This window comes from Caballeronia sp. BCC1704, from assembly GCF_902833455.1.
Classification (GTDB): domain Bacteria; phylum Pseudomonadota; class Gammaproteobacteria; order Burkholderiales; family Burkholderiaceae; genus Caballeronia.
Genome location: NZ_CADFFT010000005.1, coordinates 38,000 through 52,576 on the forward strand (window position 1 = coordinate 38,000; position 14,577 = coordinate 52,576).

Genomic DNA, 14,577 nt, shown 5'->3' on the forward strand with positions numbered 1-14,577 from the left:
ACCGCGCCCGAGTCTTGAATTCGAGAAAAGGTTCGCATATCTTTCAATCATTATCTCGTGCTCATGGCCGCGCTCTTTAGCGCGTTGCGCTATAAGCGGCGAAACCAAACGAAACGAATGAAGACGCTGCTTTGCTCGTGTGTTTCCTTTCGGATCATCTCGTTTTCCAGAGTGCCCGACGCCACGCGATTCATCTATGACCAGAAGAAGGCGGAAGCCGCGAAGGAGCGTGATGCGGCGATTGCCGCCGCCCATCATGGCGCGGCTCAATAAGGTATTCAAACGCCCTTAAGCGTCTCTTAAGCATGAGTGAATGAGTTTTTCTCACTGTCTTAAACGATCGGTGAAAGACCCACTGCGCTGCGGGGCACAGCTTGCGCTTTAGGCGAATTGGTAGAACAGGCGAGAGACGGCCACCTCGGTGGTAAGACAACAATGCCCAAGTTCATCAACGTGCTTCTGGTCGTGTCGGCGCTCGCATGTGGCACGCATTCGCTCGCTCAGGCGCCGGCGGCAAGCGTCCCGCCGCCCGCCGCAATGAGTGCCGCGGATATCGACAAGCTCGTCGGTCCCATCGCGCTCTATCCCGACGACCTCGTTGCGATCATTCTTCCGGCTTCGACGTATCCGGTCGAAGTGGTGCAGGCCGACCGGTTTCTCGAACGCAGAAAGACGGACAAGAATCTTCCGGTCGATGAACGCTGGCAAGACTCGGTGAAGGCGCTGCTCAACTATCCCGAGATTGTGAATAAGATGAGCACCGATCTCGACTGGACGGTTGCGCTCGGCGAAGCGGTCGTGGCGGATCAGAACGCCGTCTTGCAAGCCGTGCAGCGTGTTCGCCGGCAAACTCAATCAGTCGGCAACTTGAAGAGCGACGACAAGCAGACGGTCGTGGTCGAGAAGGAAGTGATCAAGATCGTGCCGTCTAATCCGGAAGTCATCTATGTACCGCAGTACAACCCGTCCACAGTGGTCGTGAGCAGTCCGACGCCGGTCTATACGTACGCTCCGGCGCCTTACCCTGTCTACTACTATCCGTATGCACCCGGCGCGGCCTTCGCCACGGGCATGATCTGGGGCGCGGCCATCACCGCGGCGTGGAACGGCGGACGGTACGAGGCCAACTATAACGGCGGCAATAACACCATCAACATCAACCGCGAACAGAACGCCAATCGAGCCGACGTGCAGAACAACCTGAGCAATCGCGCGGCGAACCGGTCGGGATCGGGCGCAACGCAACAGTCGAGCACATGGCGCTCCGAGAAGAAGCCGGGACAGGTCTCCGGCACGGGCGGGCGTTCCTCGATGCAGCGCGTGGGCGACGCGCCCTCGCGTGGGAGCGGAGCAGGCGCGGGTTTCGGCGGGGCCGGCGGCACCGAGCGCGCGTCCGCACGCACGCAACCCGCCATGCAGAACACGCCTCGCGCGCAGGGCGCGTCCAACTTTCAGGCGCGCGGCGGCGATGCATTGAGCGGCTATGGCTCGGGTCAAAGCGCCCGCGCGGACAGCGCGCGCGGGGCCGCGAGCCGGCAGTCGATGGCAGGCGGCCAAGGCGGTCGCAACTTCCAGGGCGGCGGTGGCGCCTTTGGTGGCGGCGGGGGCGGCGGCTTCTCAGGAGGCGGAGGTCGCAGCTTCGGTGGCGGCCGCGGGGGTCGTCGCTAGGGGCGCCTATGAACACTCAGTTGACTCGTCTCGTCATTTCGTTCGCGACAGTCGCGATGTTGCTCGCGCCCGCGACGCTATTCGCAGCGACCGACCAGCAGACATTCGCGACACCCGAGGAAGCCGTCAGCGCACTCGTGCAGGCGCTCAAATCGGACGATGACGCCGCGCTCATCGGCATCTTCGGCAGCGCGCACAAGCGACTCGTCGTGACATCCGACGAAGCCGAGAATCGCCAGTTGCGCGCCAATGCGCTCGCCGAATTCGAGGCGTTTCACCGGCTCGAAGAGGCTTCGCCCGACCGACGCATTCTCGTGATCGGCGACGATGCATGGCCCATGCCCATTCCGCTCGTTAGAGAGAACGGCGTCTGGCGCTTCGCCACGGAAGAGGGCGAGCAGGAGGTGCTGGACCGGCGTATCGGCGCGAACGAGCGCGAGGCGATCAAGGTGCTGCGCGCGTATCTCGATGCGCAGCGCGAGTACGCCTCGCAAGATCGCATGGGGGACGGCGTGTTGCAGTACGCGCGCAAGCTCGGCAGTTCGCCAGGCAAGCGCGACGGACTCTATTGGCCAGCGGATGCGAGTCGGGGTGAAGAACAAAGTCCCTTCGGTCCGCTGATCGCCGCGAGCTCGGCCTATTTCAAGGACCGTCACGCCGGCGACCCGTATCACGGCTACCACTTCCGCATTCTCACGCGGCAAGGAAAGCACGCGCCAGGGGGCGCTTTCAGCTACATCATCAATGGGCGCATGCTGGCCGGCTTCGCGATGGTGGCGTACCCGGCGCAATACGGCGAGAGCGGCGTCATGACATTCATTGTCAACAACAACGGCGTGGTGTATCAGAAGAACCGGGGCCCGTCCGCGCAACCGCCGACGGAATTCGATCCCGACCCGACGTGGACGCGCGTGAACGATCCGTGACGGATAGGATCCCCCGTCTGAAATTTCAACACATAAAGGAGTCCATATGAACGCAACGTGCTGGCGCGCGCTCGCCGCCATTGTGATCGCCTCGCTCGCCCTGGATGCTCTTGCGCAAAGCAAGCCAATCGCGTATCCGTCGAAAGGACAAAGCGCGCAGCAGCAACAGAAGGATGACGGCGCGTGCTACAGCTGGGCGAAGAGCAACACGGGTATCGATCCGGCGACCGCATCGACGGCGCCGCCGCCCCAATCGGGCCCGGCTGTAGGCGGCGGCGAGCGCGTGGCCGGCGCGGCGCGCGGCGCGGCCGGCGGCGCGGTGATCGGCGCGATCACGGGGGATGCCGGCAAGGGCGCGGCCATCGGCGCGACCGCCGGCACCATGGCGGGCGGCGTGAGGGCCCGTCAGAACCGGCGCGCGCAGCAGGCCAACGCGCAAGCGCAGAGCCAGGGCGCCATGGACACGTATAACCGCGCGTGGGCCGCGTGCATGCAGGGACGCGGCTATTCCATCCAGTAGCGTTAGCGAGCCTTCTTGCGTCAATTGAATGAGGAGTGTCGAAATGAAGCGTGTCAGTCTGGTCGTCATCTCATGCCTTGTCCTTTTCGCAACCGCATTCGCAACCGCATTCGCAGCCGAGCCGCAAACCGACGCGACCATTACGCGGGACGCGAACGGCGCTACCGTGCAAGGTGTGTCGAAAGTGACCGCGACAATCGTCGGCATCGACCGGGCCACGCGCACAGTGACGCTCAAGACAGCGGCCGGCAAGGTGATGGAACTCGAAGTGACCAACGAGGCGCGCAATTTCGACCAGCTTGCGGTGGGCGATCTCGTGACCACGCAGTATCGTGAATCGCTGACGCTGAGTCTCATCGACAAGAAGACCTCGCCATCAGCGTCCGAGAAGGCGACGGCCGAGCGTGCGCCCGTTGGCGCGAAGCCGGGCGGGGAAATTGGCCGGGAAGTGACCATCATCGCCGACGTCGTGGCAGTGGACCGTCATGCGAAGACCGTCACGCTGCGTGGACCGCGAGGCAATACGCTCGACCTGCATGTCGAGGACCCGGAACGGCTCAAGCGCGTAAAGAAGGGCGATCAAGTGAAGGCCGTCTATACGGAGGCGCTCGCCATATCCGTCGAACCGGCCGCGAAGAAATAGCCATGCCAGAACGCATCGCAGTAGCGTTATCACGCGGCGCGTGCATCGCCGCGCTTGCGCTCGCAGGCTGCGCCCAGCCGGAGCAGCACGTCGAGGCGGGCATGGATCAGCAGGCTATCGTCGCGCGGCTGGGAACGCCCAAGGAGACGTATGACCTGCCGGGTGGCGGCAAGCGGCTCATGTGGCCCACGCAGCCGATGGGCAGCACCACCACCGCCGTCGATGTCGATGCATCGGGCAAGGTGGTGAGCGTCCGGCAAGTGCTTCAGGACAACGAGTTCTACCGCGCGGAAGTAGGCAAATGGACGCGCGATGACGTATTGATGAACTTCGGCCGCCCGTTCGAGACGGCGCATTACAAGCGAATGAATCGCGACGTGTGGTCGTATCGGTACATGGAGAACAACATCGATCATATGCTGTTCCACTTTTATTTCGACGAACAGGGCGTCTTGCGCCAAACGCAGAAGCAGCCCGACCCGAAGTACGATCCGAGCCAACGCAACGTGTTATGAAGGACACCGAACCATGATCCGGCTATCGCGCGGTATCGCGTGCACGCTCGCCAAATGCAGCGTCGCGGCGACGCTCTCGATGTCGTGCGCCTGCGCGTTCGCCAACAGTCTAAACTTTCTGCGCGACACGCCGATCAGCTATATGAAGCCCGCTGACCGCCAGGCGCTCAACCGTGCCGCCCAGCATGCGCTCGACACGCAGAAAGACGGGCAGTCGGTTCCCTGAAACAATGAAGGCACGGGCAACCCGGTTCGCATCGAAGGCACCGTAACGCCGCGCGACACCACGCAAAGCGGCGGCGAAACGTGCCGCAGCGTGACGCTCGTTGCCGTCGCGAAAGGGCAGACGCAGAGCTGGACACCGGTCGCCTGCAAGAAGGCGAGCGGCGAATGGCGCATCAAGAAGCGGTGAAGGCCGCATGTGGCGAAAGAATTAAAAGCTCACAGCGAATCCGAAGGACACGCCATGCACGTTGTGTCCGAAGACATAACGCACCATGGCGCGCGTGCGCGTGATGACGATCGGATACTTGCTGCTGTCGAGTTCCAGACCCACACCGAGCGAGGTAAGGTCGTTGAAGCCGAGCGCGCCGGCGCTGTCGCCGAAGTAATGCGAGTACGCGGTTTCGAGCACGTAGCGAAGCGGCCTGTCTAACGCGCTCAGGCCGGTCGGCGCGCGCCAGCGAGCCCACAGGCTGAGTTGCTGCGCGGTCGCCGAACCCTGCACGGCATCGGACGACGAGCCGAAGCTGCGTAGATAGATATCGGTCGCGCGCAGTTCCACGTCGACTTCGTAATGCTCGCGATAGTGCTCGAGATCGAGCATCAGCGACCCGCCGACGCCATAGGCGTTGAGCACGCCGTCTTCGAGGAATTGCAGGTTCGCGTCGGCCACATGGTTGAAGACGGTCTGCGCAATGCGCAGGTCGCTCGCCACGCGGCCTACCATGCCGTTCACGATCGGCCGCAAGCGCAGTTCATCGGTAATCGGGAAGTCCCAGCCGATGCCCACTGTCGTGCTTGCCGTGTTCCATTTGGTCGGCACGGGACGTTCCTGATTGCCGTCGGTGGCGATGAAGGTCGGATCGTAGCGGCTATAGGCGACCGTGCCTTCGAGATAGAGCGGAAACGACCTGCTGATGGTAAAGCCGCCGCCGAATTGCGTTTGACCGAAACCCGGGTTGCCGGTGGTGCCGCTATTGATGGAGAGCGAGCTCGTGGTCACGTCGGGCACGGCCGTGTACGACATGATCGCGAGCACGGCATCCGCGTACTGCTTGACGTTCGCGCCGACGAACGTGCGGCCCGGCGCCTGCGGTGGCGTGTTCTGAGCCTCTGCGTAATCCATCGGCAACGAGAGAACGAGCGGGAGCAACGAAGCCACGAATCCATGCAATCGGCCGTGCTTGAGAATCGCGTTCGGCATGTTCGGCCTCTGTTGAGATGCACGGCTGTCCAAGTCGTACCTGCATCCTTTCGCGCCGCCGGTGGCGCTCGCAGGACCGGCGCAGTGGCTCGATTTCAGTGGCAATACGCTAGCAATTTAGTCCAACGCGTTGAACGCGCCAAGCGGATTGCAGCAAGTGTGTCCACAGGACCACTCAGAATTTCCTAAACTGAAGTATCCGATGCATGGCAACCGCGGAGGCATGGATGAGACGAACCGAGCTTCGAAGCGTGTGTGCCGCAATCGGCGTTTTCATCTGGCTGGGCGGACTGTATGCCACGATTCACGGTCTTCTGTATGACACCACGTCCGAATTCCGCTATGGCATGTTCGCGCTCGCCATAGGCATCGTCATATTCGTGAGCGCGCTGAATCCGCTCGCGCAGCGCAAATCGAAGGCGCGGGACGAACGCGGTTGATTCGTTAAGCACATCACGCAGCCGACGCGCGACATGACCAGGCACGCGGCTCGTCGAACTCACCTGGCTCTAACCGGTGCATTGAGGGAGGACATCGCGATGAGTGATCTCTGGCTAGGCAATGTCGAACCGAACACGACGGACGATGAGATCCGCGAATTTCTCTGCAAGTACGGGTTTCCTGCGTTCGACGCGATAGAGCGCGTTCCCGGCACCGGGGAACGTCCCGCCGCGGTCGTGAGCTTCCACTCGCTCGAGCCGCATATGCTGCGCACGCTGCAGCCGCGCGTCCACAACATGTTCTGGAAGGACCGCACGCTCGTGGTGCAGGTCATGCCCGAGCGCAATGAAACGTGACGCGCGAGCGTCGCATGAAACGAGCGCCGCTTGAGTGCAGATCGAGAACCAATGGGGAGCCAACGCGATGGAAGACAAGGTTGCCGGGGAATCGGAAGGCGCGCGCTCGGGAAATCGTCTGAGCGGAAAGCAGTACGAGAAGGAACTGGCGCGCCTGCATGTGGAACTCGTGAGGCTACAGCAGTGGACCGTGCATACCGGCGCGAAAATCTGCGTGGTGTTCGAGGGACGCGACGGCGCGGGCAAGGGCGGTACCATCAAGGCACTCACGGAGCGCGTGAGTCCGCGTATCTTTCGCGTGATCGCGCTACCGGCGCCCACGGAGCGCGAGAAGACGCAGATGTACTTCCAGCGGTATATCCCGCACCTTCCCGCTGCAGGCGAAATCGCGCTATTCGACCGAAGTTGGTACAACCGCGCGGGGGTGGAGCGCGTGATGGGGTTCTGCACGCCCGAGCAAGTGCAGACCTTCCTAAAGGGCGTGCCGCTCGTCGAGCGCGCGATCATCGACTCCGGAGTGATCCTGCTTAAGTACTGGCTCGAAGTGAGCGAAGAAGAGCAGACCCGCCGCCTCGAAGCGCGCATCCACGATGAGCGCAAGATCTGGAAGCTCTCGCCGATGGACCTGCGCTCCTATAGCCGCTGGTACGACTATTCGCGCGCGCGCGACGACATGTTCGCCGCCACCGATACCGACGATGCACCGTGGTACGTCGTGCGTTCGGACGACAAGCGGCGCGCGAGGCTCAATCTCATCAGTCACCTGCTCGAGAACATCCCTTACACCGTGCTTCCCCGCGAAAAGGTGAAGCTGCCGAAAAGGCAGAAGCCGGAGGGCTACCGCGAGAGCGATCATCCGCTCAGGTACGTGCCCGAGCGGTTCTGATGCCTGCTGCCTTCGACGCCGCACCGCCCGCTCACCGAGGGAGTCGCCATGCCGGAACGCGCATCCGCCGCTCGCGCCACCCGCGCCGGGATGATCCCCGAGTGGCTGTCGCGCTACGACAAGCAGTGGGCGCATGCCGACGTGATCGCGGGCGCGACGGCTGCGGCTGTCGTCATTCCGAAGGCGCTCGCTTACGCGACGATCGCAGGCTTGCCCGTGCAAGTGGGCCTCTACACAGCGTGCGTACCGATGCTTATCTACGCGCTCACGGGCGCGTCGCGCGTGCTGAGCGTCAGCACCACTACCACGCTTGCCATTCTTGCGGGCGATACACTCGGCATGATGACCAATGCAGGCGATCCGCAGATGCTCGCGACCCTGAACGCCACGCTGACCGCTCTCGTCGGCGGCATGCTCGTGGCGGCGGCCGTGTTGCGAATGGGCTTCGTCGCGGACTTCATCTCCGAGCCGCGCGCGCCGGCGCCGCTCATCGTGGTAGCGGCGGCGATCGCGGCGGTTGCCGTTTTGGGCTTGCGCTCGCGCGGCGTCGAGACGGTGGGCGCGGTTCCCGCAGGACTGCCCTCGTGGGTGAAGCCGGACCCGGCGCTTACGCTTGCGCTCTGGCCGCACGCACTGGGCATTGCGCTGATGAGTTTCACCGAAAGCATCGCGGCGGGCCGCGCGTTCGCACGCAACGACGAGCCGCCGCCCAACGCCAACCGCGAACTCTTCGCGACAGGTATCGCGAATGTCGGAAGCGCGCTCTTCGGAGGCATGGTGTCCGGCGGCGGCACGAGCCAGACCGCCGTCAACCGCCAGGCCGGCGCACGCACGCAATGCGCGCAGATCGTCACGGCACTCATCGCGCTCGCCGTCATGCTGATATTCGCGCCGCTGATGGCGTTGATGCCGCACGCAACGCTTGCCGCAGTCGTCGTGTATTACTCAATCGGCCTCTTCAGCGTGGCCGAATTCCGCGCGATCCTGAGAGTGCGCAAGACCGAGTTCGTCTGGGCGCTTACTGCATGCGTGGGCGTCGTGTTGGTGGGAACGCTCGCGGGCATTGTCGTCGCCATCGTGGTCTCGCTGCTGATGCTCGCGCATCAGGTGTCGAATCCGCCGCTGTACGTGCTCAAGCGCATACCCGGCACCAACGTATTCCGGCCGGCATCGGCGCGACATCCCGACGACGAAGCGTTTCCCGGCATGCTCCTGCTGCGTCCCGAGGGACGAATCTTCTTCGTCAACGCGCAGCGCGTGGCCGACAAAATTCGTCGAATCGTTCAGGATGCCGATGCAAATATCGTCGTGCTGGACCTGAGCCGTGTTTTCGACCTCGAATACACCGCGCTCAAGATGCTCGCGGAAGCCGAACAACGCCTGAGCGCAAACGGCACCGTGCTATGGCTCGCGGGCTTGAATCCGAGCGTGCTCGACAGCGTGCGACGTTCGCCGCTCGGCGAGTCGTTAGGCGAAGCGCGCATGTTCTACAACCTGGAGCATGTCGTCGCCAGATATCGCGACACCGTTGCAACGAGCGAGTCGCGTTGACCGTCGGCATGACCGAAACGTTGGGCGTCGTCGGCATCGCCTTGAAGGTCACGTCATGAGCGCGCCTGCGCTCCCTTGAAATTCCTGCTGGAGGCATTCATGGAGCATACGCATGAGAAGTATCAACGGCTGATCGAGATTTCCACGACGCTGCCGCCGCTTGCCACTGCGGTCGTGCATCCGTGCGACCGGACTTCGCTCGAAGGCGCGGTGAAGGCGGCCGAGATGGGGCTGATCGCGCCGCAACTGTTCGGGCCGAGCGACCGTATCCACGAGATAGCCGGCGAATGCGGGCTCGACATCTCGCGCTATCCGCTAGTCGACGCGCCGCACAGCCACGCGGCCGCGCAACTGGCGGTGGACAGCGTACGCGAAGCGCGCGTCGAAGCGCTCATGAAAGGCAGCCTGCACACCGACGAAGTCATGGCGGCGGTCGTGAAGCGCGAAGGCGGCCTGCGCACCGCGCGGCGCGTGAGCCACTGCTTCATCATGGACGTGCCGGGGCATCAGAACGCGCTCATCATCAGCGATGCGGCGATCAACATTGCGCCGACGCTCGCGGATAAAGTCGACATCGTGCAGAACGCGATCGATCTTGGCCATGCTTTGCGCCTCGACGAAGTGCGCGTGGCGATTCTCTCGGCGATGGAAACGGTGAACCCGAAAGTGCCGTCCACGATCGAAGCGGCGGCGCTCTGCAAGATGGTCGACCGGCATCAGATCACGGGTGCGCTCGTCGACGGGCCGCTGGCGCTCGACAACGCCATCGATCTCGAAGCCGCGCACACGAAGAAGATCGACTCGCCGGTCGCGGGGCGCGCGAACGTGCTTATCGTGCCGGATCTCGAAGCGGGCAACATGCTCGCGAAAAGCCTGTCGTTTCTCGCGGGCGCGGATGCGGCGGGCATCGTGCTCGGGGCGCGCGTGCCGATCATCCTGACGAGTCGCGCCGATTCGCTGCAATCGCGGCTAGCTTCGTGCGCGATCGCCTCGCTGGTCGCGGCCAAGCGCCGCGAAGAACTGCACGTGACGGGGTGAAAAGATGGCGGACGTCATTCTGGTTCTGAACGCAGGTTCATCGAGCATCAAGTTCAGCGCATTCGACGCGCAAAGCCCCGATCTCGCGCTGGTTTCGCGCGGGCAGGCGGAAGGGCTCTTCGGCGCGCCGCGCTTCGCCGCGTTCGACGCGCGCGGCGAGCAGACCGGCGCGCATGCGTGGCCCGACGGCTCGACGCTCGAACACGCGCAAGCCATTACGCATATCGCCGACTTTCTGCGCGCGCATGGCGAAGGGCATCGCCTCGTGGGAGTGGGGCATCGAGTCGTGCATGGCGGCGCGCATTTCACGAAGCCGGTGCTGATCGACGCGAATGTGATCGCCGAACTCGACGCGCTCACGCCGCTCGCGCCGCTGCATCAGCCGCATAACCTGAAGCCGATACGAATCATCGCGGAGCGCAATCCGGCCATGCCGCAAGTCGCCTGCTTCGACACGGCGTTTCACGCGGCACAGCCCGCGCTGGCGCAGGCATTTGCGCTGCCCAAATCGCTCGCTGAGAAGGGCGTGCGGCGCTATGGATTTCATGGCCTTTCGTACGAGTACATTGCAAGCGCGCTGCCGGACCTCGCGCCCGCGGCAGCAGACGGGCGCACCGTGGTCGCGCACCTGGGCAACGGCGCGAGTCTATGCGCGGTGTCAGCGGGCAAGAGCGTAGCCAGCACGATGGGATTCACCGCGCTCGATGGCCTGATGATGGGCACGCGCTGCGGCAACCTCGATCCCGGCGTGATCCTGTATCTGCTAGACGAGATGAACATGAGCGCGCGCGAGATCGAGGACCTGCTGTATCGCGGCTCGGGGCTGCTCGGCGTGTCCGGCGTATCGGGCGACATGCGCGCGCTTCTGGCAAGCAGCGACGCACGCGCGCGCTTTGCCATCGACCTGTATGTGTACCGGATTGCCCGCGAGATCGGTTCGATGAGCGCGGCGCTGCACGGTCTCGACGCTCTCGTGTTCACCGCTGGCATCGGCGAACATGCTGCCGAAATACGGCGGCGTGTCTGCGAGGAAGCGCGATGGTGGGGCATCGAACTCGATACAGATGCCAACGCGCGCGGTCAAACGCGCATCAGCACGGCGACGAGCAAAGTCGGCGCGTGGGTGATTCCGACGAATGAAGAACTGATGATCGCGCGTCACGCGCGCAGCGTGATGGATCGCGCATCCCGTTGATGCGGGCGCTGCGCGATCTCATGCTCGTAGGAAGCGACGCGGACTTACTCGTCCAGTCGGCTTATTTTCGTGCCCTGAAGCGAGGCATCCGCCATCAGGCCAGCGTTCGTCAATACGATTGCATTGACCGGCTTGGTGGCGGTGGTCGTATCGATCTTGCCGTTCGCGCCCATCTTGAGAAGCGCCACCGATGCATCCGCTCCCGCTGACCAGCCCTTGGAGTTGCGGAAGTTGTCGAGCGCCTCTTGCGTCATGAAGAGAAAGATGAGCGCCTTCGACTGCGCGCCGGCCTGCAGGCCGAACGAGCCTGAAGTCGTGCTGTAGTAGCCGACTGTGTGGCCGCCTACGCGAAGCGCGCCTTTGCCGTATTCCGCGCCGACCACGAGGCCGGCCTGCAGTACCGACGGAAACACGAGGATGCCGCGCGCCTTGCCGACCAGTTCCCGCGAACCGGGGACGCTGACATAGAGCCGCTGGATCGTGCTGTCCACATCGGCGTCGATGGAGCGCCGCTGATCGGCGGCACCCGCCGCTTGCTCGGTGCCCGCGTTTTTGTTCATGGTGCAGCCAGTCAGTGCGAGGCAACTCAGCGCGAGGACGGCGGAAGATGCCGTCACGAGGATTCGTCTTTGCATCATGGTGTCCACCGTTCGGCTAACGAAGCATTGATTTGAGTCACGGGGTGCAAAGAAAGTTATAGCACATGGGCCCGGAACCGCGACCCTCGCTTGTCCCTACGGCGCGTTAAGGTGTGCTGCGCGTGGGAAGCGCGTGCTTTTAGCCGTTTTTTCTCGCCAAACGAGTCCCGATTACAGCGTAAAACTTCCTCTCGCTGCATCGCAGTGGATTTGTTTGAGAAGTCGGACTGTCCGTCCTAGACTTGGACGGGGAAACGCTTTCTTTAGCGCCTCTGCGGTGAACGTCATGTCCGCGTCGTGTCATTAGTGGTCGTATGTGGTCGTATGCTGTCGGACCGGTGGCTGCTTGCGAGCCGGCGCGCTGAAAGTCGATGGTCCCGGCAACCGTGGTCAGCCGCGCGTCACGCTCCGCGGCAAGCCGCGAGGAGGCACGAAATGCTCACTCCAGTTTCCGAACGCACGCTCTCGCGCGAGTTGCTCGATGTCTTGATTCGCGCAGGTCTCGTTGCCGTTCTCGCCGTCTTCTGCTTTCGCGTCTTCGTGCCATTCCTGAATCTCATGGTCTGGGCGCTCATCCTGGCGGTCACGCTGTATCCGCTACAGGTCAAGCTTCGCGGTCCTCTCGGGGGCAGGAACGGACTCATCGCGTCGCTCATCATCCTCGTCGCGTTCGCTGTGATTCTGGTGCCGACGTACCTGCTCGGCGTGGCAATAGCGAATTCGATGGACCACGCGATGTCCATCATCCGGAGCGGCACGCTGCACATTCCGCCGCCGGCGGATTCGGTCGCCGCATGGCCGTTCGTAGGCCGTCACGTCTATGACTTCTGGGCGCAAGCATCGACCGATATCACCGTTCTCGCGCAGAAGTTCACGCCTCAATTGAAGCAAGCGGGCCTCGCCGTGCTCGGCACGATTACCGGTCTCGGTGCAGGACTCGTTGTATTCTTCCTGGCCTTGATCGTCGCCGGCATCTTCATGGCTCACGGCGAGAAAGGCTATCGAAGCGCAGTGTTGATCGCATCGCGGATCTCCGGGCCGGAGAACGGACGGCAGATCGCCGATCTGTCCACGGCGACCATTCGCGCCGTCGCGCAGGGCGTGGTCGGCATCGCGTTCATTCAGATGTTGTTGATCGGCATCGCATTCATCGTAATGGACATTCCCGGCGCCGGTCTGCTCGCGCTGGGCGTGCTGCTGCTCGGGATCATGCAGCTTCCCGCGACCTTCATCACGCTGCCGGTTATCGTCTACGTCGTGCTGACCGAGGGCTTCAGCGCGGCGACGATTGCTTTCGCGATTTATGTCTTCATAGCGGGGCTCGCCGATAACGTGCTCAAGCCCTTGCTGCTGGGCCGTGGCGTGGCGGTGCCCATGCCCGTGGTGCTGATCGGCGCGCTCGGCGGCATGGTCACGGGCGGCGTGATTGGACTCTTCATCGGCCCGGTCATGCTCGCGGTGGCCTATAAGCTTTTCTGGCGGTGGGTGAAGGATCAGCCTGACCGGGATGCCATCGTGCAGAGCGAGCGCGTCTAAATAGCCAGCGACGCCCTTGTGGATCACGCTTGAGCGAAGTGAAGGAGACACTGCCGAGCAACAGGTACGACGGCGGCTTGCTCATGGCGATGTTCGCGAATCATCGCCGGGCATAGCCACGGCACGGACGGTTGCGCTGGACAGCAGCATGAGCGTGATGCGCGGCAAGATCCTCGAGCCAAGGGCAGCACGCGAACAATCGGTGTATCGTCGATCCTGCTGGCCTGCGCGTGCGAGGGATGCCGGCACGGCTCAGACCGATCGTCCGGTTTCGTTACTGCGAAGACGCGCCGCCGACTCACGCCCCTTCCACAGGAAAGATCATGTGCCGCTGGCTCGCCTATTCGGGCAATCCGCTTCAGCTCGAGACCGTGCTCTTCAACGCGAAGCATTCGCTGATCGACCAGAGCCTGCACGCCCGGCTCGGCCAGACCACCACCAACGGGGACGGCTTCGGGATCGGATGGTACGGGCATCCGACCGACATTCCGTTTCGCTATCGTTGCATTCAGCCGGCGTGGAGCGATCGCAACCTGCGCGAAGCCGCGCGCGCCATCCACGCGCCGCTCTTCGTCGCGCACATTCGCGCGGCGACCGGCACGCCGTCGCAGGAAACGAACTGTCATCCGTTCCGTTACGGCCGGTGGCTCTTCATGCACAACGGCCTCGTGCGCAATTTTCCGGCGTTGCGCCGCGATCTGATGGTGGCGGTTGCGCCCGAACTGTTCCCGTCGATCGAAGGATCGACCGATTCGGAAGTGCTGTTCTTCCTCGCGCTCACGTTCGGTCTGGCGCATGCGCCTGTCACGGCGCTCAAGCGGATGGTGGCATTCGTCGAGGACACTGCCCGCCGCCATGGCGTGGCGGACCCGCTGAACATGACGGTCTGCGCAACCGACGGCGAGCAAATAGTGGCAGTCCGATATTCGAGCGAAAGACAGTCACGCTCGCTCTTTCACAACACGTCGTTTCGTCACTTGCACGAGTTGTATCCCGACGATCCGCGCATCGCGATGACCGGAGAGGACGCCTTCCTTGTCGTGTCCGAGCCGCTCGCCGATTTGCCCGGATGGTGGCAGGAGATTCCGGAGAGCACGGTGGTCGTCGCGCAGGGCGGCGAAGTCGAACAGTTTCCGTTCGAGCCGCAAGCAGCCTGATACAGGGATCTGACGCGCGGTTCAACGTTTGATCACTGCGCGACTCGTTGCGGGCTTTCCATGATTCGTCCACGCTGCTCG

General features: G+C 63.3%; 17 protein-coding genes. 15 read left to right on the forward strand and 2 right to left on the reverse strand.

What is annotated here, in order from left to right:
* Nucleotides 1–117: 117 nt before the first annotated feature.
* The 7 genes from HWX53_RS23320 (at nt 118) to HWX53_RS28075 (ending at nt 4,498) form a co-directional block, all read left to right on the forward strand.
* Nucleotides 118–273, forward strand: a complete 156-nt coding sequence (locus HWX53_RS23320; protein WP_175945319.1) for a hypothetical protein — start codon at nt 118–120, stop codon at nt 271–273.
* A 162-nt stretch (nt 274–435) separates the two neighbouring features.
* Complete coding sequence (locus tag HWX53_RS23325; protein ID WP_175945379.1) at nt 436–1,668, forward strand: DUF3300 domain-containing protein; 1,233 nt, start codon at nt 436–438, stop codon at nt 1,666–1,668.
* 8 nt (nt 1,669–1,676) lie between these two features.
* Nucleotides 1,677–2,594 (forward strand): DUF2950 domain-containing protein, encoded by a 918-nt coding sequence (locus HWX53_RS23330; RefSeq protein ID WP_175945381.1) that lies wholly within the window; start codon nt 1,677–1,679, stop codon nt 2,592–2,594.
* Between the two features lie 46 nt (nt 2,595–2,640).
* Nucleotides 2,641–3,114 carry a glycine zipper family protein gene (locus HWX53_RS23335; protein WP_175945383.1) on the forward strand — a complete coding sequence of 158 codons (474 nt, stop codon included), beginning with the start codon at nt 2,641–2,643 and terminating at the stop codon, nt 3,112–3,114.
* Nucleotides 3,115–3,157: 43 nt separating this feature from the next.
* The gene (locus tag HWX53_RS23340; protein WP_175945385.1) at nt 3,158–3,757 is read left to right on the forward strand and encodes a hypothetical protein; all 600 of its coding nucleotides are present in this window, start codon (nt 3,158–3,160) and stop codon (nt 3,755–3,757) included.
* Nucleotides 3,758–3,759: 2 nt separating this feature from the next.
* Entirely contained in the window at nt 3,760–4,272 is a 513-nt protein-coding gene (locus tag HWX53_RS23345) for a hypothetical protein (RefSeq protein WP_175945387.1), read from the forward strand.
* A 13-nt stretch (nt 4,273–4,285) separates the two neighbouring features.
* Nucleotides 4,286–4,498, forward strand: a complete 213-nt coding sequence (locus tag HWX53_RS28075) for a hypothetical protein (RefSeq protein ID WP_347879173.1) — start codon at nt 4,286–4,288, stop codon at nt 4,496–4,498.
* Between the two features lie 207 nt (nt 4,499–4,705).
* On the opposite strand, the gene HWX53_RS23355 is transcribed toward HWX53_RS28075, so the two are convergent.
* The gene (locus tag HWX53_RS23355; RefSeq protein WP_244140272.1) at nt 4,706–5,620 is read right to left on the reverse strand and encodes a hypothetical protein; all 915 of its coding nucleotides are present in this window, start codon (nt 5,618–5,620) and stop codon (nt 4,706–4,708) included.
* Between the two features lie 305 nt (nt 5,621–5,925).
* Here HWX53_RS23355 and HWX53_RS23360 point away from each other — a divergent pair, with 305 nt between their 5' ends.
* The 6 genes from HWX53_RS23360 (at nt 5,926) to HWX53_RS23385 (ending at nt 11,165) form a co-directional block, all read left to right on the forward strand.
* Entirely contained in the window at nt 5,926–6,138 is a 213-nt protein-coding gene (locus HWX53_RS23360) for a DUF2964 family protein (protein ID WP_175945389.1), read from the forward strand.
* Nucleotides 6,139–6,237: 99 nt separating this feature from the next.
* Nucleotides 6,238–6,495, forward strand: coding sequence for an RNA-binding protein (locus HWX53_RS23365; protein WP_175945391.1), 258 nt, complete (start codon nt 6,238–6,240; stop codon nt 6,493–6,495).
* 67 nt (nt 6,496–6,562) lie between these two features.
* Nucleotides 6,563–7,381, forward strand: a complete 819-nt coding sequence (ppk2, locus tag HWX53_RS23370) for a polyphosphate kinase 2 (protein WP_175946162.1) — start codon at nt 6,563–6,565, stop codon at nt 7,379–7,381.
* Between the two features lie 48 nt (nt 7,382–7,429).
* Nucleotides 7,430–8,932 (forward strand): SulP family inorganic anion transporter, encoded by a 1,503-nt coding sequence (locus tag HWX53_RS23375; protein WP_175945392.1) that lies wholly within the window; start codon nt 7,430–7,432, stop codon nt 8,930–8,932.
* A gap of 99 nt (nt 8,933–9,031) precedes the next feature.
* On the forward strand, nt 9,032–9,970 hold the full coding sequence (locus HWX53_RS23380) for a phosphate acetyltransferase (RefSeq protein WP_175945394.1): 939 nt from the start codon (nt 9,032–9,034) through the stop codon (nt 9,968–9,970).
* 4 nt (nt 9,971–9,974) lie between these two features.
* The gene (locus HWX53_RS23385) at nt 9,975–11,165 is read left to right on the forward strand and encodes an acetate/propionate family kinase (protein WP_175945396.1); all 1,191 of its coding nucleotides are present in this window, start codon (nt 9,975–9,977) and stop codon (nt 11,163–11,165) included.
* A gap of 44 nt (nt 11,166–11,209) precedes the next feature.
* On the opposite strand, the gene HWX53_RS23390 is transcribed toward HWX53_RS23385, so the two are convergent.
* Nucleotides 11,210–11,800 carry a YSC84-related protein gene (locus HWX53_RS23390; protein ID WP_175946163.1) on the reverse strand — a complete coding sequence of 197 codons (591 nt, stop codon included), beginning with the start codon at nt 11,798–11,800 and terminating at the stop codon, nt 11,210–11,212.
* A gap of 438 nt (nt 11,801–12,238) precedes the next feature.
* Here HWX53_RS23390 and HWX53_RS23395 point away from each other — a divergent pair, with 438 nt between their 5' ends.
* Together HWX53_RS23395 and HWX53_RS23400 are read left to right on the forward strand one after the other, a co-directional pair.
* On the forward strand, nt 12,239–13,339 hold the full coding sequence (locus tag HWX53_RS23395; protein WP_175945397.1) for an AI-2E family transporter: 1,101 nt from the start codon (nt 12,239–12,241) through the stop codon (nt 13,337–13,339).
* 323 nt (nt 13,340–13,662) lie between these two features.
* Nucleotides 13,663–14,496, forward strand: a complete 834-nt coding sequence (locus HWX53_RS23400; protein WP_175945399.1) for a class II glutamine amidotransferase — start codon at nt 13,663–13,665, stop codon at nt 14,494–14,496.
* The last annotated feature ends 81 nt before the right edge of the window (nt 14,497–14,577 follow it).

Bases quoted from the DNA above. Each gene is read 5' to 3' on its own strand.
- HWX53_RS23320 (WP_175945319.1), top strand. From the start codon at position 118: ATGAAGACGCTGCTTTGCTCGTGTGTTTCCTTTCGGATCATCTCGTTT.
- HWX53_RS23325 (WP_175945379.1), top strand. From the start codon at position 436: ATGCCCAAGTTCATCAACGTGCTTCTGGTCGTGTCGGCGCTCGCATGT.
- HWX53_RS23330 (WP_175945381.1), top strand. From the start codon at position 1,677: ATGAACACTCAGTTGACTCGTCTCGTCATTTCGTTCGCGACAGTCGCG.
- HWX53_RS23335 (WP_175945383.1), top strand. From the start codon at position 2,641: ATGAACGCAACGTGCTGGCGCGCGCTCGCCGCCATTGTGATCGCCTCG.
- HWX53_RS23340 (WP_175945385.1), top strand. From the start codon at position 3,158: ATGAAGCGTGTCAGTCTGGTCGTCATCTCATGCCTTGTCCTTTTCGCA.
- HWX53_RS23345 (WP_175945387.1), top strand. From the start codon at position 3,760: ATGCCAGAACGCATCGCAGTAGCGTTATCACGCGGCGCGTGCATCGCC.
- HWX53_RS28075 (WP_347879173.1), top strand. From the start codon at position 4,286: ATGATCCGGCTATCGCGCGGTATCGCGTGCACGCTCGCCAAATGCAGC.
- HWX53_RS23355 (WP_244140272.1), bottom strand. From the start codon at position 5,620: ATGGATTACGCAGAGGCTCAGAACACGCCACCGCAGGCGCCGGGCCGC.
- HWX53_RS23360 (WP_175945389.1), top strand. From the start codon at position 5,926: ATGAGACGAACCGAGCTTCGAAGCGTGTGTGCCGCAATCGGCGTTTTC.
- HWX53_RS23365 (WP_175945391.1), top strand. From the start codon at position 6,238: ATGAGTGATCTCTGGCTAGGCAATGTCGAACCGAACACGACGGACGAT.
- ppk2 (WP_175946162.1), top strand. From the start codon at position 6,563: ATGGAAGACAAGGTTGCCGGGGAATCGGAAGGCGCGCGCTCGGGAAAT.
- HWX53_RS23375 (WP_175945392.1), top strand. From the start codon at position 7,430: ATGCCGGAACGCGCATCCGCCGCTCGCGCCACCCGCGCCGGGATGATC.
- HWX53_RS23380 (WP_175945394.1), top strand. From the start codon at position 9,032: ATGGAGCATACGCATGAGAAGTATCAACGGCTGATCGAGATTTCCACG.
- HWX53_RS23385 (WP_175945396.1), top strand. From the start codon at position 9,975: ATGGCGGACGTCATTCTGGTTCTGAACGCAGGTTCATCGAGCATCAAG.
- HWX53_RS23390 (WP_175946163.1), bottom strand. From the start codon at position 11,800: ATGCAAAGACGAATCCTCGTGACGGCATCTTCCGCCGTCCTCGCGCTG.
- HWX53_RS23395 (WP_175945397.1), top strand. From the start codon at position 12,239: ATGCTCACTCCAGTTTCCGAACGCACGCTCTCGCGCGAGTTGCTCGAT.
- HWX53_RS23400 (WP_175945399.1), top strand. From the start codon at position 13,663: ATGTGCCGCTGGCTCGCCTATTCGGGCAATCCGCTTCAGCTCGAGACC.